The sequence below is a fragment of the Lysobacter enzymogenes genome, from assembly GCF_017168095.1.
Lineage (GTDB): Bacteria > Pseudomonadota > Gammaproteobacteria > Xanthomonadales > Xanthomonadaceae > Lysobacter > Lysobacter enzymogenes_D.
Window position 1 is genome coordinate 20,882 of the sequence record NZ_LXSD01000302.1, and the last position, 25,119, is coordinate 46,000.

Here is a 25,119-nt window from a genome sequence, read left to right on the forward strand (position 1 = left end):
GGTCGGCGTCCTCACGGGGTCATGTCGCTGCGCAGGATGGTGTTGAGGTTGAAGCAGGCGCGCCGGCTCTGGTTGTGGCTGAGCGGCTCGGCGCCGGCGGTGCGCTGCTTGTCCTGGAACCAGACCGTGCCCGCGGCCGACTGGCTGGTGCAGTTGAGGAAGCCGTCGGAGCAGCTGTTCAACCAGTTCTGGGTGGTCTCCAGGCCGACGTTCTCGGTGTAGCCGCCGCAGTAGCTGTCGCTGTCGAACGGCGAGGAATCCACGTCGGTGCCGACCACGCTGCGGAACGGCTTGGGCAGCGCCGGGCGGCCGGCGGTGCCGTAGAGATTGTTGGCGTTGTAGGTTGCCATCCAGCTGACCTGCTGCATCTTCACCGCATCGGACTTGTAGCCCAGCAGCCAGCCCACCGCCTGTTCGAAGGCGTTGCCATTCATCGCCGCATCGGCCAGCGGCGTGCCGGCCGAGGACGGCGCCAGCGCGTTGACCCGCACGGTCTTGGCGATGATGTTGGGATAGCGGCTGTCGTAGGTCGGGTTCGACAGGATCCAGCGCATGACGTTGCCGCCGTTGGAGTGGGTGATCACGATCAACTGGGTGATGCCGCGGGCGTTGATGAAATCGGTGAGCTGTTGCGCCAGGCAGCCGGCGGCGCGGCTGTCCCACATGTATTGCTCGAAATCGCAGTTGACCACGACGTAGTTGGCCGGATTGGCCAGGCCCTGGCGCACGCTGTCGACCATCGTCGGCTGCCAGTAGTCCTGATAGGCGTTGCTCTGCTTGCCGGTGCCGTGGACGAAGGCGACGCCGGTGACGGCGCCGGCGGCGAACGGCGCGGCCAGCGCGGCGGCGGCGAACAACGACGCGGCGGCGAGCGACGCGGCGCGCGGCCGCGGCGAGGTGCGGTGCTGATGCATGACTTCTCCCCGATGGGCCGCGGACGCTATCGCGGCGCGTTCCTCGCGCCCGTACGCGGTCGATGTGGCCGCGCGTTCCTGCACGGCGATCGCAGCGAGCATACGTTCGCGAATGTTGCTGTCATGCGGCGCTGCCGCAGATCGGCGCGCGGAAACGTGACCGCATCCGGCCTGCGCAGCGATGGCGCGCACAATTGCCGCGAACGCCAGCGCAAATGGGCGAACGCGGCCATCGCGCTGCGGCTTGCGCGGCTGCGTGCGGCGCGCGCCGCGGCGCGAACGCGTGTGTGCGCGTCAGCCCTCGAAGCGGGACAGCGACTCGACGGTGGCGGTGGAGCCGCCGCAGACGATGACCAGCACATTGGCGTCGGCGCCGAGCGCGATGCGCTGGCGGTAGAGCAGGGCCAGCGATGCGCCGCAGGCCGGCTCGACCAGGGTGCGGTGATCGTCGAGAAAGCGCAGGCAGGCGTCGACGGCGTCGCGATCGCTGACTTGCAGCGGCACGATCGGCCGCTCGCGCGCGAGTTCGAACGCGCGCGCGCAGACCTGGCGCGCGCCGAGCGAGGTGGCCACGCCGGACACCGCCGGCAGTTCGACCCGGCGCCCGGCCTGGATCGAGGCGTGGAACGAAGCCATGCCGTCGGTTTCGGCGGCGTAGATCGGCACGTGGTCGAGCCCGTTGCGCTGCAGGCCTTCGGCGACGCCGGCGAGCAGCCCGCCGCCGCCGACGCACAGCGCCACCGCGTCCGGGCGCAGGCCCGCCGCGACCACTTCGTCGATCATCGTGGCGTGGCCCTGCCACAGCAGCGGGTCGTCGAAGGGATGCAGGAACGCATCTCGCGGCGTCTTCAGCGATTGCGCGAACGCATTGGCCTCCGACCACGAGCGGCCGTGCACGCTGACCTGCGCGCCTTCCTCGCGCAGCAGCCGGCGCGCGCGTTCGGGCGTGGTTTCCGGCACCACCACCGCGACCGGCACGCCGAGCTTGCGGCCGGCGTAGGCGACCGCCAGCCCGGCGTTGCCGCCCGAGGAAGACAGGAATCGCTGGGCGCCGTCGGCACGATAGCGCTCGCAGGCGTGGCCGATGCCGCGGATCTTGAACGATCCCGACGGCTGCATGGCTTCCATTTTCATCCACACCCGCGCGCCGCTGGCGCGCGAGAGCGGAAGCGATTCGAGCAAGGGCGTGGCGATGCTCAGCGGCATGACGGGTCCTGGAAGCGCGGGCGGCGGTGCGGGGCCGCGGTGTCGATGGCGGTGTCCTGCGGGCGATGCGCGCGAGCGCATGCGCCGGCGTCGGCGACCGAACGCCGATTGTGCGAGCCGCGGCGCCGGCGGGGAAGGGCCCGCGGCGATCCGGCCCGATTGCGTCGGGCGCGTCGGCGCACGCATCGGCGCGGCCGCGCCGTTTCGCGACGCGGTTCGCATGCGGTCGCGCGCGCCGCGGCGGACCCCGGCGGCGCGCGCAGGACATCAGTCGTAATAGCCCGGCGCCAGCCTGAAGCGCCGCCACGCTTCGGGATCGTGCCCCGGAACCAGGGTCGCGCCGCTGCGCTCGGCCAGCGCGCGCAGCTTCTGCACCGAGCGCACCGCATCCACCGCCGAGGCCAGCAAACCGGGCAGCGCGGTTTCGTTCCAGTGGTCCAAGGTATACACCGCGTCGCCGGCCAGGATCATCGTACCGCTGTTGCGCAGGGTGACCAGGAACGATTGGTGGCCGAGGGTATGACCGGGCGTGAACACCGCTTGCAGCGCGCCGTCGCCGTACAGATCGAACGGCTGCCCGGCCTCGCCGTCGAGGAATTGCCAGCGCAGCCCGGCGCGGTCGAAATCCTTGCGTGCATAGGCGCCGGCGGCGAACCAGTCCGGCGCGAACGCATATTCGTACTCGCGCCGCTGGACCAGGTGCACGGCATCGGGAAAACGTCCGACCGCGCCGCTGTGGTCGCAGTGAAGATGCGACAGGGCGACGTAGCGTATGTCGCGCGGGCTCAGCCCCAGCGTCGCCAGCTGCGCCACGCAGCCTTGCTCCGGCCGCATCCGCGGGCGGTATGCGTCGATCGCATCTCCCCAGTAACCGCGCGGATCGGCCAGGCCTTCGGCCGCCAGGCCGCCGTCGATGACGACGTTGCCCTTGGGATGCATCAGCAAGAACCACGGCACCGGGATTTCCATATCCTGGCCGCAGCCTTGGTTCATCTTGATGTCGTGGACCTTGCACAGTTGCGAGCCGGATTGGAACAGGTAAAGCCTGATATCGTTCATGAGGTTTTCGCGGTCGTAGGGTCGGTGTGCGGAGCGCTTGCGCGCATGGCGGCGCGGCCCGGCGTGCTGGCGTGTCTGGCGCATGCCGCGAACGAATCTTGGCGAGCGCGTCCGCCGCCGGGTAGGCGGTTCGATCCGCTTTCACCTATCGGCTTCCTCGATGGATCGGCTATGGACTTTCTGGCGGCGATGCGGGTGTTCGTGCGGGTGGCCGAGCGCGGCAGCATGTCCGCGGCCGCGCGCGACCTGGGCCTGGGCCAGCCGGCGGTCAGCGAACGCATCGAGCGGCTGGAAGCGCATCTGGGCGTGCGCCTGCTGCGGCGGAACACGCGCGCGATCTCGCTGACCGACGCCGGCGCCGGCTTCTACGAGCGCTGCAAGACCGCGATCGACGCGGCGGACGCGGCCTTGCACGCCGCGCGCGCGGATTCGCCGATGCGCGGCCGCGTGCGCATCGCCGCGCCGCACGGCCTGGGCGAAACGCTGTTGCCGCCGTTGTTGCTGCGCCTGCGCCGCGACTGCCCGCAACTGCGGATCGAACTGGTGCTCAACGATCGCCTGGTCGATCCGGTCACCGAGGGCGTGGACGTGTCGCTGCGGCTCGGCGGGCCGGGCGAGGGTCACTACGTCGCGCGCAAGCTCGGCCACGTGCGGCGCGTGCTCGCGGCTTCGCCCGAGTATCTGCAACGCCACGGTGCGCCGTCGGCGCCGGCCGATCTGCTGCGGCATCCGTTCGCGCGCGTGTCCGGGCTGTTCAACGACGGCCGGCTGATCCTGCGCGATAAGCACGGGCGAACCGCGACGGCCGCGGTCGATACCGTGCTCAGCGTGAGCCATTGGCGGCCGTTGCACGCGCTGCTGCTCGGCGGCGCGGGCATCGGCGTGCTGCAGGAGCCGGTGTGCCGCGAGGATCTGGCGAGCGGGCGCTTGCAGCGCGTGCTGCCGGATCATCAAGTGCCCGGCTTCGAACTGCACGCGCTGTACTCGCCGGAAAAGCCGCTGCCGCAGCGGGTCCGCACGGTGCTGGCGCTGCTGGAGAAGGCGCTGCCCCGGCAGCTTTAGTTCGGTCGTTGCGAGCCGCGTCGGGCTGTGGCAGCCTGGGCCGGCCGACATGGAGTCGGCGCCGAAGGAGACGCATGATGCGTAGCAAGAAGAAGCCGATCGCCGCCCTGGCCCTGAGCCTGTTCGCGGCCGCCACCGCCGCCTGGGCGGTCCCGCCGGTGTACCTCGGCGAGCTGCACGAGTACTACCAGAACGGCCAGGTGGTCGGCTGGGCCCAGCGCGACTGCAAGGGCAAGCTGACCCAGGGCGGCAGCGTGACCGAAGAGGTCTACATCACCTATCTGGTCTGCGGCATCTGAAGGGCCGCGGCGGGCGCTGCGCGCGCCCGCCGCTTCCAGCCGACAGCCAGTCGATCGCGCCGCCCGCCGGGCTCAGAACTCCAGGTCCAGCGCCGCGCACAGGTAGTCGGTGAACGGCGCCAGCCCGGCCAAGTCCTTTTGCAGCGTCGACAGCAACCGCGGGCCGGTCATGGTCGCGTGCTCGATATTGCGGTAGGCGACGAAGTTCTTGCGCTTGAGGTCGTCGGCGAATTCGAACTCCGGCGGGAAGCCGCGCGGGGCGCGGGTCAGCATTTCGCTGTCGTCCAGGTCGAAGCGCTTGCGGAACTTGGGATCGTGCGCGGCGGCCTTCCAGCTGCCGGGGTTGTCGAAGACGAAGTGGCGGATCTTGCGCAGGGTCTCCGGCGCCGGGTGCCACACGCCGGAGGCGACGAAGCATTCGTCCAGGCCCAGGTGGATGTAGAACGACGGCGCCTCGACCTGACGCCCGCGCTCGTGGAACAGGCGCGCGCCCTGCCAACTCTTGTACGGCGCCTTGTCGTTGGCGAAGCGGGTATCGCGCTGGATCCGGAACAGCGAGCCGCCGACGTTCTTGGGCTCGCTGCGGTAATGCTCGCTGACTTCGGCCAGCACCGGCTGCAGGTCGCCGAGCAGGCGCAGGAACGGGCCGCGCACATGCTCGTCGTAGCCGGCCTTGTGGGCGTGGAACCACTCGCGATTGTTGTTGCGCGCCAGTGAGCGCAGGAACTTGAAGCTGGCTTCGGAAAAGTAGGTCGCCATGGCGGAAGAGTAGCGCAAGCGCCGCGTCGCGGCCGGCGCCGGGACGCGGAGGCGGGCGAAAGCGCAGGTCGGGCAAACGCCGCGCGCTCGATGACTCGTTCAGATAGCCGGTTGCGTCGTATACGTGGTGTCGCGGTCGCGGCTCGCGCCGCTCCTACAGGGAGCCCAGCGGGTTGCGTCGGAGTTTGGGCCGACGGCCTGCGAAGCCGGCCGCTAGCCGCTGTAGGAGCGACGCGAGTCGCGACCGCGGGGTGGCAGCTTGCGCCGTATGCGCGGTGTCGCGGTCGCGGCTCGCGCCGCTCCTACAGGGAGCCCAGCGGGTTGCGTCGGAGCTTGGGCCGACGGCCTGCGAAGCCGGCCGCAAGTCGCTGTAGGAGCGACGCGAGTCGCGACCGCGGGGTGGCAGCTTGCGTCGTATGCGCGGTGTCGCGGTCGCGGCTTGCGCCGCTCCTACAGGGAGCCCAGCGGGTTGCCTTCGGAGCTTGGGCCGACGGCCTGCGAAGCCGGCCGCTAGCCGCTGTAGGAGCGACGCGAGTCGCGACCACGGGGTGGCAGGTTGCGCCGTATGCGCGGTGTCGTGGTCGCGGCTTGCGCCGCTCCTACAGGGAGCCCAGCCGGTTGCGTCGGAGCTTGAACCGACGGCCTGCGAAGCCGGTCGCAAGCCGCTGTAGGAGCGACGCGAGTCGCGACCGCGGGGTGGCAGGTTGCGTCGTATGCGCGGTGTCGCGGTCGCGGCTCGCGCCGCTCCTGCAGGGAGCCCGGCGAGCCGTGCCGGGGCTTGTCAAAAGCGCGTCGTCAGCTCGGTCAGCCACTGCGGCGTCAGCCCGAGCAGCCAGGCTTCGAGCACCTTGTCGAGGCTGCTCAGCACCAGCGCGCCGATCAGCAGCAGGCTCGCGCCCATCAACCGCCGGCCCCAGCGGCCGGCTTGCAGCAGCCGGTCCTGATGGCGCTGCAGCAGCGCGCGCGAGGCTGCGCCGACCGCGATCAAGGGCAGCACCGCGGCGGCGCTGAACACCGCCATCACCGTCGCCGCCGGGCCGGCGCCGCCGCCTTGCGCGGCCAGGGCGATGGCCGCGCCGAGGGTGGGGCCGACGCAGGGGCTCCAGGCTGCGCCCATCAGCGCGCCGACGCCGAGCTGCGCCAGCGGGCCGTCGCCGCGGATGCGCTGCAGGGCGTGTCCGCCGGCCTGGCTGAGGCCCGCTGTCAGCCGCTCCATGCCGCGCTGCAGCGCCGGCACCAGCAGGACCAGGCCGATCGCCAGCATCAGCGCGCCGGCGAGCTGGCGCAGGCGGTATTCGTCCAGGCCCAGCCACTGGCCGCTGCTGCTGAGGGCGACGCCGATGACGGTGAACGAGGCGGCCATGCCCAGCGCCAGCGCGAACAGGCCCCAGCGGCTGCGGCCGCTGGCCGAGGCGGCGACCATCGGCAGCACCGGCAGTACGCACGGCGAGAGTGTGGTGAGCAGCCCGGCCAGCGCGGCCAGGCCCAAGGTGGTGGCATTGGGTTCCATCAGTCGGCGGCCCGGCCAAGCTGGCCGCGCAGGAACAGGCGCAGCCGCGATTCGTTGGTCTCGGCCACCGACAGGCCGACGCGCTTGCCGCCGCGGTACAGCAGCAGCGTGCTCTGGCGCGGCGCGCCCAGCGCGCGCGCCTGTTCGCGCTGGCCGTCCCAGTCCAGGCGCAGCGCGGTGATGCCGGCGAATTCGGGTTCCTTGAGCAGTTTTTCCAGCACCGGTTCCTGCGCGCGGCAGGTCGGGCACCACGGCGCGTACACGTCGACCAGCACGGTCTTGCCCTGGGTTTGCAGCGCTTGCGACTGTTGCGGCGAATATGCGGGCAGCGCCTGCGCGGCGAACGCGGGCGCGGCGCCGGCGAGGGACAACAGCAAGGCGATTACGGCGGACGCGGTTTTCGCGCGGCGGATATCGAACGAACGCAGCTTCATCGGGGGCGCCTCCTTCGGCGTTGTGGCGCGACGCCGCGCGCGGCCGGCGGCCGCTGCGTGCGTGCACACAACCAGAGAGGCGAGGGCGGGCGATGGAGTCGCGGCGGCGGGCCGCGAGTCAGCTTTCAGTCAGCGTCGCGGCCAGGCGCGCTGCCGCGGCCGCGCGCGATGCGAAGACAGGGCGAAGCTCAGCCGTGCAACTCGCGCCACAGGCCGCGGCCCCAGTCTTCCAGCCGATCCAGCAGCGCCTGCCTGGCGCCGTCCTCGCCGGCGGCCGCGCGCACCTGCCGCAGTTCCTCGGCGAAGCGCGCGAAGCTGTATTCGGACAGGCCGGATTCGCCGTCCAGGCGCTGGCGGCGATAGTCGTCCCAGCGCTCGCGCTCGGCCGCGCTCAGGGTCTGCGGCCAGTTGCGCGCGCGGTAGCGGAACAGCAGTTCGGGCAGGCGCGCGTCGCGGAATTCGAACGCCGCGCGCGCCAGTTCTTCCGGCGCGGTGGCGCGCACGTTGCGGAACAGGCGCTTGTCGCCGTCGCCGATGAAGGCGTCGTAGAGCGAGGCGTCGGCATCCGACGGCGCGCGCGCGGCGTCGCCGGCGTAGACCCGGCGCACCTTCTCGACCAGCTCCGGGCCGGCTTCGCGCAGTTGCGCGGCGCGGTATTCGGCGCGCACCGGGTCGATGCTCAGGCGTTCGAAATCGTCCGGGCGCAGATGATTCCAGGCGGTCAGCGCCGGGCAGCGATTGAGGTGCACCTCCTTCAGCGCGACGCGCTCCTCGCCCTCGGGCAGGTCCGCGGCCGGCGTGTACAGGCGGTCGGCGATCTCCTCCGGGGTCAGGCTCAGCAGCGCCTGCGGATCCTGTTCCAGGTCGAACACAACGATGCGGCTGTCGATGCGCGGATGCCGCGCCAGCGGAATCACCGGCGCCGCGCACAGCCGCGCGGCCGGGTAGCGCGAGGACACGTGCAGCGCCGGCTGCATCGCGATCGGGTCGAGCAGGCTCGCGGCGAAGCGCTTGTCGCGCAGGCGCAGGGCGTAGTCCCACAGCCGCGGCTGCGCGCGCTTGAGCTTGCGCGCGATGCCGATCAGCGCGCGCACGTCCGACAGCGCTTCGTGCGCATCGCCGACGCGCACCTGGTTGGCCGTGGCCAGGTGTTCGAGCTTGAACGAGGTGAAGCCGTCCTCGCGCTGCGGCCATTCCAGGCCGTCGGGGCGCAGCGCGCGCGCCAGGCGCAGCACGTCGAGCAGGTCCCAGCGCGAGTTGCCGTTGCGCCACTCGCGCTCGTAGGCGTCGTAGAAATTGCGGAACAGGCCGTAGCGGACGAACTCGTCGTCGAAGCGCAGCGAGTTGTAGCCGGCGGTGCAGGTCTGCGGGCGGGCCATTTCCTCGAAGATCAGGGCGAAGATCTCGGCCTCGCTGACGCCGTCGCGCAGCGCGTCCTGCGGGGCGATGCCGGTGATCAGGGTCGCCATCGGCGAAGGCAGCAGGTCGTCGGCGGGCTTGACGAATACGCTGATCGGCGCCTCGACCTCGTTGAGCTCGGCGTCGGTGCGCATCGCCGCGAACTGGGCGATGCGGCTGGTGCGCGGATCGGCGCCGAAGGTCTCCAGGTCGTAGAACAGGAAGCTGGCCGGCATGTCAGGCGTCCGCCGGCAACGGGTCCAGGCGCTCGCGCACCACGGCGTCGACCGCGTCCCAGTCCAAGGTATCGAGCGAATCGTGGCCGCGGGTCAGCTCGACCAGCAGCTCGCGCTGGCGCTGGCCGCGCTCGAACGCGACCTCGTAGGGCATGCGGTGGAAGGTCACCATCGCGTAGCGCGGCATGAAGCGCTCGGGATGGCGCTGGGCCAGCTCGCGTTCCAGCGCGCGCTGCAGCAGGTAATCGTCGTCGTCGACGCGGTCGCGCATTTCCAGGTAGTTCTCCAGCGCCATCGCCTGGATCGCGCGCGCGCTCGGCAGGCGCTGGCGCTGGAACGCGGCGAACGCCTGGGCGCGGTCGCCGCCGGCGAGCAGGCGCTCGGCCAGGGCCACGCAGTCCTCGAACGCGCAGTTCATGCCCTGGCCGTGGAACGGCACCATCGCGTGCGCGGCGTCGCCGAGCAGCACCGCGCGGTCGTCCAGATGCCAGCGCTGCAGGTACAGCGTCGCCAACAGGCCGGCGGGATTGCGCTCGAAATCGCGCTCGAGTTCGGGAATCAGCGGCAGCGCGTCGGCGAAGTCGCGCTGGAACAACGCGCGCGCATCGGCGCCGGTGCGCACGGTCTCGAAGCTGGGATCGCCCTGGTTGGGCAGGAACAGGGTGACGGTGAAGGTGCGCTCGTCGTTGGGCAGGGCGATGCACATGTAGCGCCCGCGCGGCCAGATGTGCAGGGCGTTGGGCTCGATGCTGAAGCCGCCGTCGGGTGCGGGCGGGATTTCCAGTTCCTTGTAGGAGTGGCCGAGGAATTCGGTGCGCTCGCCCAGGTCGCTGACCCGGCCCATCGCCGCGCGCAGCGCCGAGCCGGCGCCGTCGGCGCCGACCAGGCTGTCGAAGGCGACCTCGTGCTCGCTGCCATCGCGGTCGTCGTGGAAACGGGCGATGCGCGCGTCGAAATCCACGCCGGACAGGCCGCGATGGAAATGCAGGTGGGCGCCGGCCTCCTGCGCGATCTGCAGCAGGATCAGGTTGAGCTCGCCGCGGTGCACCGACCAGATCACCTCGCTGTCGTCGCGGCCGTAGCGTTGCAGGTCGGTGCGGCCGTCGAGAAAGTGGACCATGCGCCCGCGCATCATCACCGCCTGCGCCATCACCGCCTGGTCGGCGCCGGCCAGGCGCAGCGCGTGGCGGCCGCGCTCGGCCAGGGCGAGATTGATCGAACGCCCGCCCTGATAGCCCTTCAGGCGCGGATCGCCGCGCTTTTCGTACACGTCCACCCGCCAGCCGGCGCGGGCGAGCAGGGTGGCGAGCAGGGCGCCGGCGAGGCCGGCGCCGATGAGGGTGATGTGCGGCGGAGTGGTAGTGGCGTTCAAAGCGTATGTCCTGCGATCCGATACAAAAGGGGCAGGGAGCCGAAACACCCCAGGCCGTCATTCCCGCGAACGCGGGAATCCAGAGACTTCAGCCGGTGCTTGCGATGTCCTGCCATAAATCCCGCCAGTCCGGGTTGGTTTGCTCGATCAATTCGATCTTCCATTCGCGCTTCCACTTCTTGAGCCGCTTCTCCCGCAAGATCGCGCTTTCCATGGTCTCGTGCAGTTCGTACCAGACCAGTCGGGTCACATCGTAGCGATCGCTGAACCCGTCGGTCAGATGCTCCCGATGTTGCCACGCGCTGGATCAGGTTCGAGGTGACGCCGATGTACAGCGTGCCGCGCTTTGCGCTGGCCAGCAGGTAGACAGCGGGAGATCGGGTCACTACGGCCTCGCTCTAGATTCCCGCGTTCGCGGGAATGACGGCTGGAAGGATCGCGGTCTTCCAGCCGCTGCTGCAACCCTCAACCGTCCCGCCAATCCTCCACCGCCTTGACGAACCGCACGATATCGCCATGCGTGTTGTACAGCGGCGCCGGCGAAATCCGGATCACGTCGGGCTCGCGCCAGTCGCCGAGCACGCCGCGGCGGGCCAGGTCGTCGAACAGGTCGCGGCCGGCGGCGCGGCCGCCGATCACCCGCAGCGACAGCTGGCAGCCGCGTTGGGCCGGGTCGGCGGGAGTCAGGATGTCCAGGGTTTCGCCCAGACGCGCGCGGATCAGCGATTCCAGGTAGCCGGTCAGGCGCAGCGATTTCTCGCGCAGCGCGCGCATGCCGACCCGGTCGAACAGGTCGAGCGAGGCGCGCAGCGGCGCCAGCCCGAGGATCGGCGGGTTGCTGAGCTGCCAGCCCTCGGCGCCCGGCGTCGGCACGAACTCGGGGCCCATGCGGAAGCGGGTCGCCGATTCGTGGCCCCACCAGCCGGCGAAGCGCGGCCGATCGCTGCGTGCGTGGCGTTCGTGGACGAAGCAGCCGGCAACCGCGCCGGGGCCGGCGTTGAGGTATTTGTAGTGGCACCACACCGCGAAGTCGGCGCCGCTGTCGTGCAGCCTGAGTTCCAGGTTGCCGACGCCGTGGGCGAGGTCGAAGCCGCACAGCGCGCCTTGCGCGTGGGCGAGCGCGGCGATGCGGGCGAGGTCGAAGGCCTGGCCGGTGCGGTACTGCACGCCCGGCCAAAGCACCAGCGCCAAACGCGGGCCGTGTTCGGCGATGGCGCGCTCGATGCTCTCCATCGAGAACACGCCGCCGGGGCCGTCGGGCTGCAGTTCGATCAGGTCGAGGTCCGGGTCGAAACCGTGGAAGCCGACTTGCGAGGCCAGCGCGTAGCGGTCCGACGGGAACGCGCCGGCTTCCATCAGGATCGCGGGGCGCTCGCGCGTGGGCCGGTAGAAGCTGACCAGCATGAAGTGCAGGTTGGCGGTCAGCGAGTTCATCGCCACCACTTCGCTCGGCAGCGCGCCGACCAGGCGCGCCAGCGGCTCGCGCACCAGTTCGTGATAGGGCATCCACTGCGCCTGCCCGGTGAAGTGGCCCTCAACCGCTTCCATCGCCCACTTGTCCATGACTTCGTCGACGTGCGCGCGCGCGCCGCGCGGCTGCAGGCCGAGCGAGTTGCCGACGAAATAGGCCTGCTCCCGGTCGCCGTGGCGCGGGATCAGGAACTCGCCGCGCAGCGTGGGCAGCGGATCGGCGGCGTCGAGCGCGGCGGCGTGGGCGGGGGTGTGCGGTTCGGTCATGGCGTTCCGGCAGAAGACGAGGCGATGGATGAAAAGCAGGCAGGCGCGGCGGACATCGCGGAGTCAATCCGGCGACGCGGACGATGGGTCGAGCGATCCGCCGGGCGCGCGCCGGTAGCGCCGATGCAGCGCCTCGATCCAATCCGAACACAGGCTCAGCGCCTGATTTTCGTAGATCAATGCGGCATCGTCGGCGAGGTAAGCGGCCAGCTCGGCGTGGCCGCTGGCCTGCATCGCCGCGACGAACACCGCCTGGCGCAGTTGCGCGGACTCGCCCTGCGCACGCTGCACCCGCTGCGCGTCCAGGCGCTGCTTGTGGCTCTGCAAGGCAGCGTCGGCGCGGATCCAGTCGCGGTCGAAGGGCTCGCGGTCGCGCTGGTCGAGATAGTCGTCGATGGCCTTGCCGCCGTCGTCGGCGATGCGCTCGGCCCAGTCGCGCAGGCCGGCGAGCAGGTCCTGCGGATCCAGCGGCGGCGGCGCGTGCGGCGCGGCCGGGCTCATGCGCGTGCGCTCATGCGGTCGCGCTCATGCGAACCGCGAAAGCGGCAGGCCCAGCCATTCCAGCGCGGTGCCGTGGTACAGCCGCGCCTGCTCGGCCTCGGCCAGTTCCAGCGAGGCGATGCCGGCGCCGGGCGTCTGCTCGCCGAGCGGGAACGGATAGTCGGTGCCGAGCATCACCCGCGACACGCCGCAGGTGTCGAGCAGATAGCGCAGCGCGCGCGGGTCGGCGACCCACGAATCGAAGTACAGGCGTGAGAGGTAATCGCGCGGATTGCGCGGATTGTCGGTGGCGACCAGGTCCGGCCGCATGTTGAAGCCGTGCTCGATCCGGCCGATGGTGTAGGGAAAGCTGCCGCCGCCGTGCGCCATGCAGATCTTCAGCTTCGGCAAGCGTTCCAGCACGCCGCCGAACACCAGGCAGCAGGCCGCGCGCGATTGCTCGGCCGGCATGCCGACCAGCCACGGCAGCCAGTACTTGGGCATGCTCGGGGTTCCCATCATGTCCCAGGGATGCACCAGGATCGCCGCGCCGAGCTCGCTGGCGGCCTGGAAGAATTCGAACAGTTCCGGCGCGTCGAGGTTCCAGTCGCCGATGTGGCTGCCGATCTGCACGCCCTGCAGGCCGAGCTGGTCCATGCAGCGCTCCAGCTCCTGCACCGCCAGCCGCGGCGACTGCAGCGGCACCGTGCCGATGCCGGCGTAATGGCGCGGATAGTCGCGGCAGGTCTGGGCCATGTGGTCGTTGAGCGCCTGGTGCAGCTCCAGCGCCTGGTTGGCGCGGGCCCAGTAGCTGAACATCACCGGCACGGTACTGATCACCTGCACCTGCACGCCGAAGCGCGCGTAGTCGTCGATGCGTTCCTGCGGGTCCCAGGTCTTGGACCAGATCTCGCGGAAGAACTTGCCGTCCTTGTAGATGCGGTGGCGGCCGTCGTCGGTGTGGTGGATCACCGGAAAGCGGTCGTCGCCGAACTTGCGCGCAAGGTCGGGCCAGTCGCGCGGCAGGTAATGGGCGTGGGTGTCGATCTTGAGCATCGCCGCCTCAGGTGTCGGGCATCGCGTAGCGCGCCGGCGCCGGGTTCAGGTGGCCGCACTGCGCGCAGGTGCGGTGTTCGCGCGAGGCGTAGAAGCGGTCGAACACCGGCGGGAAGTCGGTCTCGATGTTGCGCAGCTTGAAGAATTCCTCGTACAGCTTGTGGTTGCAGCGCTCGCAGAACCACATCAGGCCGTCGTTCTCGTGCTCCAGGCGCTTGCGCTCGATCACCAGGCCGACCGAGTCGGGCATGCGCTGCGGCGAGTGCGGCACGCGCGCGGGCAGCAGGAAGATCTCGCCGGCGCGGATCGGGATGTCGCGCACCGCGCCGTCTTCTTGAATGCGCAGCACCATCTCGCCTTCGAGCTGGTAGAACCACTCCGGGCCTTCGTCCCAGTGATAGTCGGTGCGCTGGTTCGGCCCGCCGACGACCATGACGATGAAATCGCCGACGTAGATGGTCTTGTTGCCGACCGGCGGCTTGAGCAGGTGGCGGTGCTCCTCGATCCATGCGAGCAGGTTGATCGGTCCGGGCAGCATGGCCTTACTCCGTTGCTTCGCCGCGCAGCCGCGCGACGCATTTGAGTTCGATCGCGATCGGGGTCGGCAGCGCGACGATGCCGAGCGTGGTCCGGCACGGCGCGCGCTCGATGTCGGGGAAGTACTCGGCCCACAGCGCGTTGTAGGCGGCGAAGTCGCGCGCCATGTCGGTCAGGTAGACGGTCACGTCGACCAGGTCGTCCCAGGACGCGCCGCTGGCCTCCAGCACCGCGCGCACGTTGGCGAACACCGAGCGCGTCTGCAGTTCGATGTCGTAGGCGATCAGCCGGCCCTGCGCGTCGTGGACGTTGCCGGGCACCGCGTTGCTGGCCGCGTCGCGCGGGCCGACCCCGGACAGGAACAGCAGGTCGCCGACCCGGCGCGCGTGCGGATACAGCCCGACCGGCCTGGGCGCGTTGCCGGTGCGGATCGCCCCGCTCATCGCGGCGAACCGCCGTGGGTGGCGTGCACGCGCGCGATCGCGCGCTCGTAGGCCGGCTGCAGGGTCTGCGCCGAGTGCACGTTCATGCCGGTGTCGTGGACGCGGCCGTTGCGCAGGCTGTAGACCCAGCCGTGCACGCTCAGCGGCTGGCCGCGGGTCCAGGCGTCGCGCACGATCGTGGTCATGCACACGTTCTGCACCTGCTCGATCGCGTTGAGCTCGCACAGGCGGTCGTGGCGCTCGCTCTCGTCGGCGTGGGCCATGCAGGTGGCGTGCTTGTCGGCGACGTCGCTGACGTGGCGCAGCCAGTTGTCGGCCAGGCCGACGCGGGTGCCGTGCAGGGCCGCGTGCACGCCGCCGCAGCCGTAGTGGCCGACCACGATGATGTGCTTGACCTTGAGCACGTCGACCGCATACTGGATCACCGACAGGCAGTTGAGGTCGGTGTGCACCACCACGTTGGCGATGTTGCGGTGGACGAACACCTCGCCCGGGGCCATGTCGATGATCTGGTTGGCCGGCACGCGCGAGTCGGAGCAGCCGATCCAGAGATATTCGGGCGCCTGCTGCTTGGACAGGCGGGCGAAGAAGTCCGGGTCTTCGGCGTTGATGCGCTCGGACCATTCGCGATTGCGTTCGAGCAGATCGTCCAGCGGGCTCATGCGCGGGTCTCCGCGAGCAGGGCGGAAGCGGCGGGCGAGGGGCGGTGCGAAGTCATGCAGGTCATCCGAGATGGAGGCCGACGTTCTTGGCCTCGGTGAAGAAACGCAGGGCCTCGACGCCGCCTTCGCGGCCGAGGCCCGACGCGCCGGCGCCGCCGAACGGCGTGCGCAGGTCGCGTTGCAGCCAGGTGTTGATCCAGACCATGCCGACGTTGAGGCGCGCGGCCAGGCGATGGGCGCGGGCGAGGTCGCGCGTCCACAGGCTGGCGCACAGGCCGTAGTCGCTGGCGTTGGCCAGGGCCAGGGCGTGGGTGTCGTCGTCGAAGGGTTGCAGGGTGGCGACGGGGCCGAAGATTTCCTCGCGGTTGCTCGCGGTCTCCGGCCCCAGGCCTTCGATCAGGGTCGGCGCGACGTACCAGCCGGGCCGCTCCAGCGCGGCGCCGCCGCACAGCACCCGGCCGCCTTCGGCGCGGGCGCGCTCGAGCGCGGCGACGACCTTGTCGAAGTGCGCCTGCGACACCAGCGGGCCGAGCGCGGTGGTTTCCTCGCCGGGCTCGCCGACGCGCAGCGCCTGCGCGCGTTCGACCAGCGCCTCGCGCACCTCGGCGTAGATCGAGCGCTCGATCAGGAGGCGCGAGCCGCACAGGCAGATCTGCCCGGAGTTCTGGAACGCCGAACGCACCAGCACGTCGAGGTTCGCGCGCCAGTCGCTGTCGGCGAAGACCAGGGTCGGGTTCTTGCCGCCGAGCTCCAGCGAGACCTTGCGCAGCAGCGGCGCGCAGGCCGCGGCGATGCCGCGCCCGACCGCGGTGCTGCCGGTGAACGAGACCGCGCGGATCGCCGGATGCGCGACCAGCGGCGCGCCGACCTCGGGGCCGAGCCCGTGCACGATATTCAGCACGCCCGCTGGAAACCCGATTTCGGCGCAGAGCTCGCCGAGCATGCTCGCCGTGGCCGGGGTCACCTCCGAAGGTTTCGCCACCACGGTATTGCCGGCCGCCAGCGCCGGCGCGATCTTCCAGGTGAACAGGTACAGCGGCAGGTTCCACGGCGAGATCGCCGCGACCGGCCCGAGCGGCTGGCGCAAGGTGTAATTGAGCCCGGCCTGGCCGTGGTGGGATTCGCTGGCGAACTGGGTCGCGGCCTGGGCGTAGAAGCGCAGGTTCGAGACCGCGCGCGGAATCTCGGCTTCGCGCGCGAGCCGGATCGGCTTGCCGCCGTCGCGCGACTCGGCGCGGGCGAATTCGTCGGTGCGCGCTTCCAGCGCCGCGGCCAGGCGTTCCAGCCACTGCGCGCGTTCGCTGTGCGCCAGCGCCGACCAGGCCGGGAACGCGGCCTGCGCCGCGGCCACCGCGGCCTCGACCTCGGCCGCGCCGCCGGCGGCGACCTGCGCGTACGCTTGCGCATTGGCGGGATCGAACACTTCGAGCCAGCGGCCGTCGGCCGCATCGCGCGGCGCCCCGTCGATCCAGTGCCGGAATCTGTGCATGGCGCAAGCTTAACGCGTGGGCCCGGCGGCGCCCATAGCGAGGCCGGGCGGGGACGCGGCGGGTTTCGCAGAACCGTTGGGGCGGGCGGGCCGGAGCGCAAAGCGTCGGGACTGAAATCCCTCCCACAAGAGCGCACCGTGGGCGCTTGTTGTGGGAGGGACTTCAGTCCCGATGCCTTCCGGTCAGGTAGCGACACCACCCCCGGCCCGAGCGAGTTTGCCGAATCTGCCCACGCCGTTCGCCTCTAGGTCATTAGTCATGCGCGCGGGCCAGAACCCGCGAAATCGCCTGCACGTTCGGCGAAATCCGGAGAAAACCGCGCGCCGTCGCGAGCCCGGGCGTGCTTTGCGCACTTGACGCATTAGTTCGACGCTGCGCACATTCCGGCGGGGTTCATTCACTCATGCCTCGGCGCACGGCGGCGCGCATGCGCGGGGCCATTCAGGGCGGGACGATCACGTGGACAGACGCAATTTCCTCAGCATGTCGGGGCTGGGCATCGCCGGGCTCATGATTCCCTTCGGCAATGTCATCGCCGCCGAAGACCTGTTGGCGCCGCTGGATGTGGCCAAGAAGAAGGCCTGGGCCGACGCGGCCCTGACCGCCGCGCGCGCGGCCGGCGCGAGCTATTGCGACGTGCGCATCGGCCGATACCTGCGCCAGTTCGTGATCACCCGCGAGGACAAGGTCCAGAACGTGGTCAACTCCGAGTCCACCGGCATCGGCGTGCGCGTGCTGGTGGACGGGGCCTGGGGCTTCGCCGCGACCAACCAGCTCGGCACCGACGGCGCCGCCAAGGCCGCGCAGCAGGCCGCGGCCATCGCCCGCGCCAACGCCCGCATCATCACCGCCAAGGTGCAACTGGCCAAGACACCCGGCGTCGGCGAGGTCAGCTGGAAGACCCCGATCCGCAAGAACTCGATGGAAGTGCCGCTCAAGGACAAGGCCGAACTGCTGCTGGGCGTCAACGCCGCGGCCATCGGCGCCGGCGCCAGCTTCGTCAATTCGATGCTGTTCCTGGTCAACGAGCAGAAGTATTTCGCCTCCACCGACGGCAGCTACATCGACCAGGACGTGCACCGGATCTGGGCGCCGATGACGGTCACCGCGATCGACAAGGCCAGCGGCAAGTTCCGCACCCGCCAGGGCCTGTCCTCGCCGCGCGGCATGGGCTACGAATATCTCGACGGCGCCGCCTCGGGCAAGACCGTGCTGCCGTGCGGGGTCACCGTCTACGGCGATTCCTACGACATGCGCGAGGACGCGGTCGCCGCGGCCAGGCACGCGCGGCAAAAGCTCACCGCGACCTCGGTCAAGCCCGGCAAGTACGACCTGGTGCTCGACCCCTCGCACACCTGGCTCACCATCCACGAATCCATCGGCCACCCGCTCGAACTCGACCGCGTGCTCGGCTTCGAAGCCAACTACGCCGGCACCAGCTTCGCCACGCTCGACAAGCGCGAGAACGCGTTCAAGTACGGCAGCGACAAGGTCAACGTGTTCGCCGACAAGACCCAGGTCGGCAGCCTCGGCGCCGTGGGTTACGACGACGAGGGCGTCAAGACCAAGCGCTGGGACCTGATCAGGAACGGCGTGCTGGTGGATTACCAGACCATCCGCGACCAGGCCCACATCCTCGGCAAGACCGAGTCCGACGGCTGCTGCTACGCCGATTCCTGGTCGAGCGTGCAGTTCCAGCGCATGGCCAACGTGTCGCTGGCGCCGGGCAAGGACAAGCTCAGCGTCGCCGACCTGGTCAAGGACGTGGAGAACGGCATCTACATCGTCGGCGACGGCTCGTTCTCGATCGACCAGCAGCGCTACAACGCCCAGTTCGGCGGCCAGGTGTTCTTCGAGATCAAGATCGGCAAGGTCACCGGCATGCTCGAGGACGTGGCCTACCAGATCCGCACGCCGGAGTTCTGGAACTCCTGCGCGGCGATCTGCGACGACAAGGACTACCGCCTGGGCGGCTCGTTCTTCGACGGCAAGGGCCAGCCGGGGCAGGTCTCGGCGGTCTCGCACGGTTCCAGCACGGCGCGGTTCAACGGCGTCAACGTCATCAACACCGCCCGCAAGCTCGGCTGACCGGGGCAGGAGAACACTATGAGCATCTTCACCGAAGCCCAGTCCAAGGCGATTTTGGACAAGGTCGTGGCGCTGTCGAAGGCCGACGAGACCAGCGCGCGCCTGACCGGCTCGATCGACGGCAACATCCGTTTCGCCCTCAACAACATCTCCACCAGCGGTGTGGTCAGCGACGTCAGCCTGTCGGTGCAGGTGTCGTTCGGCAAGCGCGTGGGCGTGGCCACCATCAACGAGTTCGACGACGCCGCGCTCGAGCGCGTGGTCCGCCGCGCCGAAGACCTGGCCCGGCTGGCCCCGGAAAACCCGGAGTTCATGCCGATCATCGACAAGCAGAGCTACAAGCCCAGCCCGACCTTCGCCGCCTCGACCGCGGCGATCGATCCGGCGTTCCGGGCCAAGGTCGCGGCCGATTCGATCGCGCCGTGCCGCGAGGCCAAGCTCACCGCCGCCGGCTTCCTCGAGGACGGCCAGAGCTTCGTCGCCTTCGCCAACAGCAAGGGCAACTTCGGCTACCAGAGCGCGACCAACTTCAATTACACCTGCACCGTGCGCACCGACGACGGCCGCGGTTCGGGCTGGGTCGGGCGCGACCTGACCGACGCCGACGCGTTCAAGGCCGAGTCCGACATCCGCATCGCCATGCGCAAGGCCACCGAATCGGCCGAGGCCAAGGCGCTGGAGCCGGGCAAGTACACGGTGATCCTGGAGCCGCACGCGGCCGCCGGGCTGATCTCGTTCATGATGAATTTCTTCGACGCGCGCCAGGCCGACGAAGGCCGCAGCTTCCTGTCCAGGAAGGGCGGCGGCAACAAGCTCGGCGAGCAGGTCTACGACCCGCGGGTGAACTTCCTCGCCGATCCCTGGGACCCGCGCGCGCCGGTGATGCCGTGGGACGCCGAAGGCCTGCCGCGCGAGAAGATGCCGATCGTCGAGAACGGCAAGGTGGTCGCGCTGAACTATTCGCGCTACTGGGCGCAGAAGCAGGGCAAGCGCGCGGTCGGCGCGCCCGGCAACCTGATCATGGCCGGCGGCGACAAGACCACCGCCGAACTGGTCAAGGGCACCCAGAAGGGCATCCTGGTCACCCGCACCTGGTACATCCGCATGGTCGATCCGCAGACCGTGCTGCTGACCGGCCTGACCCGCGACGGCACCTTCTACATCGAGAACGGGCAGATCAAGCATCCGGTCAAGAACTTCCGCTTCAACGAGTCGCCGGTGATCATGCTCAACAACATCGAAGAGCTCGGCCGCCCGGTGCGCGTGGCCGGCGACGAATCGACCCTGGTGATGATGATCCCGCCGATGAAGCTGCGCGATTTCACCTTCACGTCCTTGTCCGACGCGGTCTGACCGCGCCCAGGCGGCCGCGCCCGGCGACGGGCGCGCCGCTTCGCTCCGAGGCATCACCGCAAGAGGCCGCACCGCCGTGCAACGACGCGATTTCCTCAGCTCCGCCGGCCTCGGCCTGGCCGCGCTCATGCTTCCCTTCGGCCGCAGCGTCGCCGCCGAAGCCTTGCTGGAACCGGCCGACACCGCGCTGCGCAAGCGCCTGGCCGACACCGCGCTGGGCGCCGCCCGCGACGGCGGCGCGCAGTACTGCGACGTGCGCGTGGGGCGCTACCTGCGCCAGTCGGTGCTGACCCGCGAGGCGCAGGTGCGCAACATCGTCAACGCCGAGTCGGTCGGCGTCGGCGTGCGGGTGCTGCGCGACGGCGCCTGGGGCTTCGCCGCGACCTCGCAGACGACGCCCGACGCGGTCGCCGCGGCGACGAAGCAGGCCCTGGCCATCGCCAGGGCCAACGCGCGCGCGCAAACGCGCAAGGTCGAACTGGCGCCGGTGCAGGGCGTCGGCGAAACCCGCTGGGCCACGCCGGTGCGCAAGAACGCGCTGGCGGTGCCGGTCAAGGACAAGGTCGACCTGCTGATGTCGGTCAACGCCGCCGCGCTCAAGAACGGCGCGGATTTCGTCCAGTCCAATTTGTTCGCGATCAACGAACAGAAGTATTTCGCCTCCACCGACGGCAGCTACATCGACCAGGACATCCACCGCATCTGGCTGCCGCTGACCGCGACCGCGGTCGACAAGGCCAGCGGCAAGTTCCGCACCCGCGACGGCCTGTCGGCGCCGATGGGCATGGGCTTCGAATACCTCGACGCCGATCCGGCCGGCAAGTTCGCCCTGCCGGGTGGGCTGACCGGTTACGGCCGCAGCTACGACGTGATCGAAGACGCGATCGCCGCCGCCCGCCACGCCCGCGCCAAGCTCAAGGCGCCGTCGGTGAAGCCGGGCAAGTACGACCTGGTGATCGATCCGTCCAACCTGTTCCTGACCATCCACGAGAACGTCGGCCATCCGCTCGAGCTCGACCGCGTGCTCGGCTATGAGGCCAACTACGCCGGCACCAGCTTCGCCACGCTCGACAAGCGCGAGGCCGGCTTCAAGTATGGCAGCGAGCGGGTCAACTTCGTCGCCGACAAGACCCGGCCCGGCAGTCTCGGCGCGGTTGGCTTCGACGACGAGGGCGTGAAGACGCGCGAGTGGGATCTGGTCCGCGACGGCGTGCTGGTGGATTACCAGGCCACCCGCGACGAGGCGCATATCCTCGGCCACAAGGAGTCGCACGGCTGCAGCTACGCCGATTCGTGGTCGAGCGTGCAGTTCCAGCGCATGCCCAACGTGTCGCTGCGGCCGGGCAAGGACAAGCTCGACGTCGCGCAGATGATCAAGGGCGTGGAGCGCGGGCTGTACATTCACGGCCGCGGTTCGTATTCGATCGACCAGCAGCGCTACAACGCCCAGTTCGGCGGGCAGCTGTTCTTCGAGATCAGGAACGGGCAGGTCGCCGGGCTGGTCGAGGACGCGGCCTACCAGATCCGCACGCCGGAGTTCTGGGCCTCGTGCTCGGCGATCTGCGACGAGCGCGATTTCCGCCTCGGCGGTTCGTTCTTCGACGGCAAGGGCCAGCCGAGCCAGGTCTCGGCGGTCTCGCACGGCGCGGCCACCGCGCGCTTCGACGGGGTCAACGTCATCAACACCGCGCGGGCGTTGTAGCCGGTGCGGGCGATGGCGGCCTCGGTCCGGCGAGCGTCCGCCGCGCGCAAGGACGCTGCGCGGTGAACCGTGCCCAGTTCCTGCGGCTGATGCTCGGCGCCGCGGCCGGCGCGTGGGCGGCGCGTTCGCCGCTGGCGCGCGCCGCGGCCGATTACGATTTCTGGTTCACCCGGCTCAAGTACGACTCCGGCGACTGGGACGTCGACCAGCGCATGCCGGCCAACCTGATCACGTCGTTGATCGACTACACCAACCTGCGCGTGGACCCGAAGGAACACGTGCTGGCGCTGGCCGATCCGAAGATGCTGGCGGCGCCGTTCTGCTATCTGGCCGGGCACAAGCTGGTCGAATTCAATCCCGATGAACGGCGCAACTTCGAGCGCTACGTGCGCAACGGCGGGTTCGTGTTCGTCGACGACTGCAACCACGACATCGACGGCCTGTTCGCCAAGTCGTTCGAGGCGCAGATGGCCAAAATCTTCGGCGCCAAGGCGCTGAAGAAGCTGCCGAAGAACCATCCGATCTACCGCAGCTTCTTCGTCTTCGACGGGCCGCCGGCGACCGGCTTCGAACTCAACGGCTGGGGCGACGATCTGGTCCACGATTACCTCAAGGGCATCGAGATCGACGGGCGGCTCGGGCTGCTGTACAGCAACAAGGACTACGGCTGCGAGTGGGATTACGACTGGCGCAACAAGCGTTTCCTGGCCGAGGACAACACCAGGTTCGGGGTCAACATCGTGATGTATGCGTTGAATTCGTGAGGCAGGAATAGGGAACAGGGATTGTCGGGCGGGATTTTTTGAAACGGGCGGTTTCGGGAGCGGTCATGAGCGTTAGCGACAACAGCGGCGATGCGGGGCTGCAGGCGCAGCTGGACGAGTTGGGACGGCTGCGGGGCGCCATCGCCCAGGCCATCGTCGGCCAGGACGAGGTGGTGGAGCAGTTGCTGATCGGCCTGCTGGCCGGCGGGCATTGCCTGCTCGAAGGCGTGCCGGGGCTCGGCAAGACCTTGCTGGTGCGCTCGCTGGGGCAGGCGCTGGAGTTGCAGTTCCGCCGGGTCCAGTTCACTCCCGACCTGATGCCCAGCGACATCCTCGGCACCGAGTTGCTGGAGGAGGACCACGGCACCGGCCACCGCCATTTCCGTTTCCAGCCCGGGCCGATCTTCACCAGCCTGCTGCTGGCCGACGAGCTCAACCGCACCCCGCCCAAGACCCAGGCGGCGCTGCTGGAAGCGATGCAGGAACGCACGGTGAGCTACGCCGGCACCACCCATGCGCTGCCGGCGCCGTTCTTCGTGCTGGCCACGCAGAACCCGCTGGAGCAGGCCGGCACCTATCCGCTGCCGGAGGCGCAGCTCGACCGTTTCCTGCTGCACATCCGCGTGGGTTATCCGAGCGAGCAGGAAGAGCACGACATCCTGCAGCAGACCACCGGCAGCCACAGCGCGCAGGTGCCCAAGGTGATGGACGCAGACGCCGTGCTGGCCTTGCAGGCGCGGGTGCGCGAGGTGCACCTGGGCGAGGACGTGCTGCGCTGGGTGACCCGGCTGGTGCGCGCCAGCCGCCCGGCGGCCGATTCGCTCAGCGAAGTGCGGCAGTGGGTGAAGTGGGGCGCCGGCCCCCGCGCCGGCCAGTCGCTGGTGCTGGCGGCCAAGGCGCGCGCCTTGCTGCACGGCCGCTTCGCCGCGACCCGCGAGGACGTGGCCGCGCTGGCCGCGCCGGTGATGCGCCACCGCCTGCTGCTGTCGTTCGCGGCCGAGGCCGAGGGCAAGAGCGCGGACGATGTGATCGCCGCGCTGCTGCGCGGCGTGCCGTTCCCGGGGTGACCGCGATGGCGGACGGCGAGCGCGCGGCGACGGGCGGGGGCGGATCGTGCGCGATCTGATCCCTGCCGACGTGCGCGCGCGCCTGCGCAGCCTCAGCCTGGTGTCGCGCCGCGCGGTCGGCGCGCAGGGGATCGGCGCGCACCACAGCCGCTCGCGCGGCGCCGGGCTGGAGTTCGCCCAATACCGCGCTTACGAGCCCGGCGACGAACTGCGCCAGATCGATTGGAAACTGTACGCGCGCTCAGACCGCTTCTTCGTCCGCGAAGCCGAGCGCGAAAGTCCGCTGGCGGCGTGGCTGCTGCTCGACGCCAGCGCCTCGATGGACCAGCGCGACGGCGCGCGCCCGGATTACTCGCGCCTGGACGCGGCCAAGGCCATCGCCGCCTGCGTGGCGGAACTGGCGCTGCGCCAGAACGACCGCTTCGGCTTGATCGCCCTGCGCGAGGACGGCCTGCGCCTGATTCCGCCCGCGACCGGCCCGCGCCAGCGCGACCGCCTGTTGCTGGAACTGCACGGCCTGCAGGCGCGCGGCGCCTGGCCGCAGGCGGCGCTGCTGCGGCCGCTGTGGGAGCGCATCGGCGCCGGCGACCTGGTGCTGATGCTCGGCGACGGCCTCGACGACGGCGCGCTGGCGGTGGCCGAACGCCTGGCCGCGGCGCGGCGCGAAGTGCTCAGCGCGCGCATCCTCACCGCCGAGGAGCGCGATTTTCCGTTCCGCGGCGGCCACCGCTTCCGCGATCCGGAGAGCGGCGAAGAACTGCTCGGCGACGGCGACGCGCTGCGGCGCGAATTCATCCAGCGCTTCGCCGCCGCGCGCGCCGCGGTCGACGCGCGCCTGGACTCGGCCGGCATCCGTCACGCCGAGCACGTGCTCGACGAGCCGGTCGACCTGCCGCTGCGGCGCCTGTTCGGCGGCCGCGACGCCGCGGGAGACGCATGAACGCGGCGCTTCTGCTGCCGATGGCGCTGGCCGCGTTGGCGGCGCTGGCGTTGCCGTTGCTGATCCATCTGGCGCGGCGCAGCGAGCAGCGCCCGACCGTGTTCGCGGCGCTGCGCTGGCTGCGTGAGAAGCCGCGCCCGCGCAGCCGCCTGCGCTTCGACGAATGGCTGCTGTTGCTGCTGCGCCTGCTGCTGCTGGCGGCGCTGGCGCTGCTGCTGGCCAGGCCGGTGTTGTACGGCGCGCAACCGCGCACGGCGTGGTTGGCGGTGGCGCCGGGCGTCGATCCGGCGCGCGCCGCGGCGCAGTTCGGCGATGGCGAACTGGAGCGGCGCTGGCTGGCGCCCGGTTTCCCCGCGCTCGACCGTCCGCCGCCCACGGCGCCGGCCGATATCGCCAGCCTGTTGCGCGAACTGGACGCGAGCCTGCCGCCCGGCGTCGCCCTGAGCGTGGCGGTGCCGGCGCGGTTCGACGGCGCCGACGGCGCGCGATTGCGCCTGTCGCGGCCGGTGCAGTGGCGCATCGTCGGCGACTCCGCAAGCGCCGCCGCGGCG

The 25,119-nt window shown here is 70.3% G+C and carries 25 protein-coding genes; 9 read left to right on the forward strand and 16 right to left on the reverse strand.

From position 1 onward, the window contains the following. Positions 1-11: 11 nt before the first annotated feature. The 3 genes from A7A76_RS10105 to attM form a co-directional block, all read right to left on the reverse strand. The gene (locus A7A76_RS10105; protein WP_241200851.1) at positions 12-914 is read right to left on the reverse strand and encodes a hypothetical protein; all 903 of its coding nucleotides are present in this window, start codon (positions 912-914) and stop codon (positions 12-14) included. Positions 915-1,208: 294 nt separating this feature from the next. Continuing rightward, positions 1,209-2,120 carry a pyridoxal-phosphate dependent enzyme gene (locus tag A7A76_RS10110; protein ID WP_206411089.1) on the reverse strand — a complete coding sequence of 304 codons (912 nt, stop codon included), beginning with the start codon at positions 2,118-2,120 and terminating at the stop codon, positions 1,209-1,211. A gap of 267 nt (positions 2,121-2,387) precedes the next feature. Then, the gene (attM, locus tag A7A76_RS10115) at positions 2,388-3,179 is read right to left on the reverse strand and encodes an AttM family quorum-quenching N-acyl homoserine lactonase (protein ID WP_206411090.1); all 792 of its coding nucleotides are present in this window, start codon (positions 3,177-3,179) and stop codon (positions 2,388-2,390) included. Positions 3,180-3,350: 171 nt separating this feature from the next. On the opposite strand from attM, the gene A7A76_RS10120 reads away from it, so the two are divergent. Together A7A76_RS10120 and A7A76_RS10125 are read left to right on the forward strand one after the other, a co-directional pair. Then, positions 3,351-4,241, forward strand: a complete 891-nt coding sequence (locus tag A7A76_RS10120) for a LysR family transcriptional regulator (RefSeq protein ID WP_206411091.1) — start codon at positions 3,351-3,353, stop codon at positions 4,239-4,241. Between the two features lie 77 nt (positions 4,242-4,318). Beyond that, complete coding sequence (locus A7A76_RS10125; RefSeq protein WP_206411092.1) at positions 4,319-4,540, forward strand: hypothetical protein; 222 nt, start codon at positions 4,319-4,321, stop codon at positions 4,538-4,540. 72 nt (positions 4,541-4,612) lie between these two features. Here the strand turns inward: A7A76_RS10125 and A7A76_RS10130 are convergent, their stop codons facing one another. The 13 genes from A7A76_RS10130 to A7A76_RS10190 form a co-directional block, all read right to left on the reverse strand. Then, positions 4,613-5,299, reverse strand: coding sequence for a DUF2461 domain-containing protein (locus tag A7A76_RS10130; protein WP_206411110.1), 687 nt, complete (start codon positions 5,297-5,299; stop codon positions 4,613-4,615). Between the two features lie 781 nt (positions 5,300-6,080). Beyond that, positions 6,081-6,809 carry a cytochrome c biogenesis CcdA family protein gene (locus A7A76_RS10135; RefSeq protein WP_206411093.1) on the reverse strand — a complete coding sequence of 243 codons (729 nt, stop codon included), beginning with the start codon at positions 6,807-6,809 and terminating at the stop codon, positions 6,081-6,083. Beyond that, the gene (locus tag A7A76_RS10140; RefSeq protein WP_206411094.1) at positions 6,809-7,243 is read right to left on the reverse strand and encodes a thioredoxin family protein; all 435 of its coding nucleotides are present in this window, start codon (positions 7,241-7,243) and stop codon (positions 6,809-6,811) included. Before A7A76_RS10140 ends, A7A76_RS10135 begins: the two co-directional genes overlap by 1 nt. 188 nt (positions 7,244-7,431) lie before the next feature. Then, on the reverse strand, positions 7,432-8,877 hold the full coding sequence (gene sbcB / locus A7A76_RS10145; RefSeq protein WP_206411095.1) for an exodeoxyribonuclease I: 1,446 nt from the start codon (positions 8,875-8,877) through the stop codon (positions 7,432-7,434). Between the two features lies 1 nt (position 8,878). After that, positions 8,879-10,249: an FAD-dependent oxidoreductase gene (locus A7A76_RS10150; protein ID WP_206411096.1), complete on the reverse strand. Its 1,371-nt coding sequence runs from the start codon at positions 10,247-10,249 to the stop codon at positions 8,879-8,881. A gap of 88 nt (positions 10,250-10,337) precedes the next feature. After that, complete coding sequence (locus A7A76_RS10155; protein ID WP_343225310.1) at positions 10,338-10,499, reverse strand: hypothetical protein; 162 nt, start codon at positions 10,497-10,499, stop codon at positions 10,338-10,340. Positions 10,500-10,714: 215 nt separating this feature from the next. Then, positions 10,715-11,986, reverse strand: coding sequence for a kynureninase (kynU, locus tag A7A76_RS10160; RefSeq protein WP_206411097.1), 1,272 nt, complete (start codon positions 11,984-11,986; stop codon positions 10,715-10,717). 63 nt (positions 11,987-12,049) lie between these two features. Then, entirely contained in the window at positions 12,050-12,487 is a 438-nt protein-coding gene (locus A7A76_RS10165) for a hypothetical protein (RefSeq protein ID WP_206411098.1), read from the reverse strand. A gap of 24 nt (positions 12,488-12,511) precedes the next feature. Next, on the reverse strand, positions 12,512-13,522 hold the full coding sequence (locus A7A76_RS10170; protein WP_206411099.1) for an amidohydrolase family protein: 1,011 nt from the start codon (positions 13,520-13,522) through the stop codon (positions 12,512-12,514). A 7-nt stretch (positions 13,523-13,529) separates the two neighbouring features. After that, on the reverse strand, positions 13,530-14,060 hold the full coding sequence (locus A7A76_RS10175) for a 3-hydroxyanthranilate 3,4-dioxygenase (protein ID WP_206411100.1): 531 nt from the start codon (positions 14,058-14,060) through the stop codon (positions 13,530-13,532). A gap of 4 nt (positions 14,061-14,064) precedes the next feature. Further along, entirely contained in the window at positions 14,065-14,502 is a 438-nt protein-coding gene (locus A7A76_RS10180; protein WP_206411101.1) for a RidA family protein, read from the reverse strand. After that, on the reverse strand, positions 14,499-15,164 hold the full coding sequence (can, locus tag A7A76_RS10185) for a carbonate dehydratase (protein ID WP_206411102.1): 666 nt from the start codon (positions 15,162-15,164) through the stop codon (positions 14,499-14,501). Before can ends, A7A76_RS10180 begins: the two co-directional genes overlap by 4 nt. Positions 15,165-15,225: 61 nt before the next feature. Further along, complete coding sequence (locus A7A76_RS10190) at positions 15,226-16,653, reverse strand: aldehyde dehydrogenase (RefSeq protein ID WP_206411103.1); 1,428 nt, start codon at positions 16,651-16,653, stop codon at positions 15,226-15,228. A 460-nt stretch (positions 16,654-17,113) separates the two neighbouring features. Here A7A76_RS10190 and A7A76_RS10195 point away from each other — a divergent pair, with 460 nt between their 5' ends. From A7A76_RS10195 to A7A76_RS10225, 7 genes are all read left to right on the forward strand, one after another. Then, positions 17,114-18,742, forward strand: a complete 1,629-nt coding sequence (locus A7A76_RS10195; protein ID WP_206411104.1) for a metallopeptidase TldD-related protein — start codon at positions 17,114-17,116, stop codon at positions 18,740-18,742. Positions 18,743-18,760: 18 nt separating this feature from the next. Further along, the gene (locus tag A7A76_RS10200; RefSeq protein ID WP_206411105.1) at positions 18,761-20,095 is read left to right on the forward strand and encodes a TldD/PmbA family protein; all 1,335 of its coding nucleotides are present in this window, start codon (positions 18,761-18,763) and stop codon (positions 20,093-20,095) included. 76 nt (positions 20,096-20,171) lie between these two features. After that, on the forward strand, positions 20,172-21,797 hold the full coding sequence (locus A7A76_RS10205; RefSeq protein WP_206411106.1) for a metallopeptidase TldD-related protein: 1,626 nt from the start codon (positions 20,172-20,174) through the stop codon (positions 21,795-21,797). An 89-nt stretch (positions 21,798-21,886) separates the two neighbouring features. Next, entirely contained in the window at positions 21,887-22,561 is a 675-nt protein-coding gene (locus tag A7A76_RS10210) for a DUF4159 domain-containing protein (protein ID WP_206411111.1), read from the forward strand. A gap of 65 nt (positions 22,562-22,626) precedes the next feature. Continuing rightward, positions 22,627-23,628 (forward strand): AAA family ATPase, encoded by a 1,002-nt coding sequence (locus tag A7A76_RS10215; protein ID WP_206411107.1) that lies wholly within the window; start codon positions 22,627-22,629, stop codon positions 23,626-23,628. A gap of 46 nt (positions 23,629-23,674) precedes the next feature. Then, entirely contained in the window at positions 23,675-24,568 is an 894-nt protein-coding gene (locus A7A76_RS10220; protein ID WP_343225311.1) for a DUF58 domain-containing protein, read from the forward strand. Next, on the forward strand, positions 24,565-25,119 hold a 555-nt coding region (locus A7A76_RS10225; protein ID WP_206411108.1), incomplete at its 3' end, for a BatA domain-containing protein. The genes A7A76_RS10220 and A7A76_RS10225, both read left to right, overlap by 4 nt.

Coding starts and splice junctions, on each gene's coding strand:
- A7A76_RS10105 (WP_241200851.1), bottom strand. CDS start 914: ATGCATCAGCACCGCACCTCGCCGCGGCCGCGCGCCGCGTCGCTCGCC.
- A7A76_RS10110 (WP_206411089.1), bottom strand. CDS start 2,120: ATGCCGCTGAGCATCGCCACGCCCTTGCTCGAATCGCTTCCGCTCTCG.
- attM (WP_206411090.1), bottom strand. CDS start 3,179: ATGAACGATATCAGGCTTTACCTGTTCCAATCCGGCTCGCAACTGTGC.
- A7A76_RS10120 (WP_206411091.1), top strand. CDS start 3,351: ATGGACTTTCTGGCGGCGATGCGGGTGTTCGTGCGGGTGGCCGAGCGC.
- A7A76_RS10125 (WP_206411092.1), top strand. CDS start 4,319: ATGCGTAGCAAGAAGAAGCCGATCGCCGCCCTGGCCCTGAGCCTGTTC.
- A7A76_RS10130 (WP_206411110.1), bottom strand. CDS start 5,299: ATGGCGACCTACTTTTCCGAAGCCAGCTTCAAGTTCCTGCGCTCACTG.
- A7A76_RS10135 (WP_206411093.1), bottom strand. CDS start 6,809: ATGGAACCCAATGCCACCACCTTGGGCCTGGCCGCGCTGGCCGGGCTG.
- A7A76_RS10140 (WP_206411094.1), bottom strand. CDS start 7,243: ATGAAGCTGCGTTCGTTCGATATCCGCCGCGCGAAAACCGCGTCCGCC.
- sbcB (WP_206411095.1), bottom strand. CDS start 8,877: ATGCCGGCCAGCTTCCTGTTCTACGACCTGGAGACCTTCGGCGCCGAT.
- kynU (WP_206411097.1), bottom strand. CDS start 11,986: ATGACCGAACCGCACACCCCCGCCCACGCCGCCGCGCTCGACGCCGCC.
- A7A76_RS10165 (WP_206411098.1), bottom strand. CDS start 12,487: ATGAGCCCGGCCGCGCCGCACGCGCCGCCGCCGCTGGATCCGCAGGAC.
- A7A76_RS10170 (WP_206411099.1), bottom strand. CDS start 13,522: ATGCTCAAGATCGACACCCACGCCCATTACCTGCCGCGCGACTGGCCC.
- A7A76_RS10175 (WP_206411100.1), bottom strand. CDS start 14,060: ATGCTGCCCGGACCGATCAACCTGCTCGCATGGATCGAGGAGCACCGC.
- A7A76_RS10180 (WP_206411101.1), bottom strand. CDS start 14,502: ATGAGCGGGGCGATCCGCACCGGCAACGCGCCCAGGCCGGTCGGGCTG.
- can (WP_206411102.1), bottom strand. CDS start 15,164: ATGAGCCCGCTGGACGATCTGCTCGAACGCAATCGCGAATGGTCCGAG.
- A7A76_RS10190 (WP_206411103.1), bottom strand. CDS start 16,653: ATGCACAGATTCCGGCACTGGATCGACGGGGCGCCGCGCGATGCGGCC.
- A7A76_RS10200 (WP_206411105.1), top strand. CDS start 18,761: ATGAGCATCTTCACCGAAGCCCAGTCCAAGGCGATTTTGGACAAGGTC.
- A7A76_RS10210 (WP_206411111.1), top strand. CDS start 21,887: ATGCTCGGCGCCGCGGCCGGCGCGTGGGCGGCGCGTTCGCCGCTGGCG.
- A7A76_RS10215 (WP_206411107.1), top strand. CDS start 22,627: ATGAGCGTTAGCGACAACAGCGGCGATGCGGGGCTGCAGGCGCAGCTG.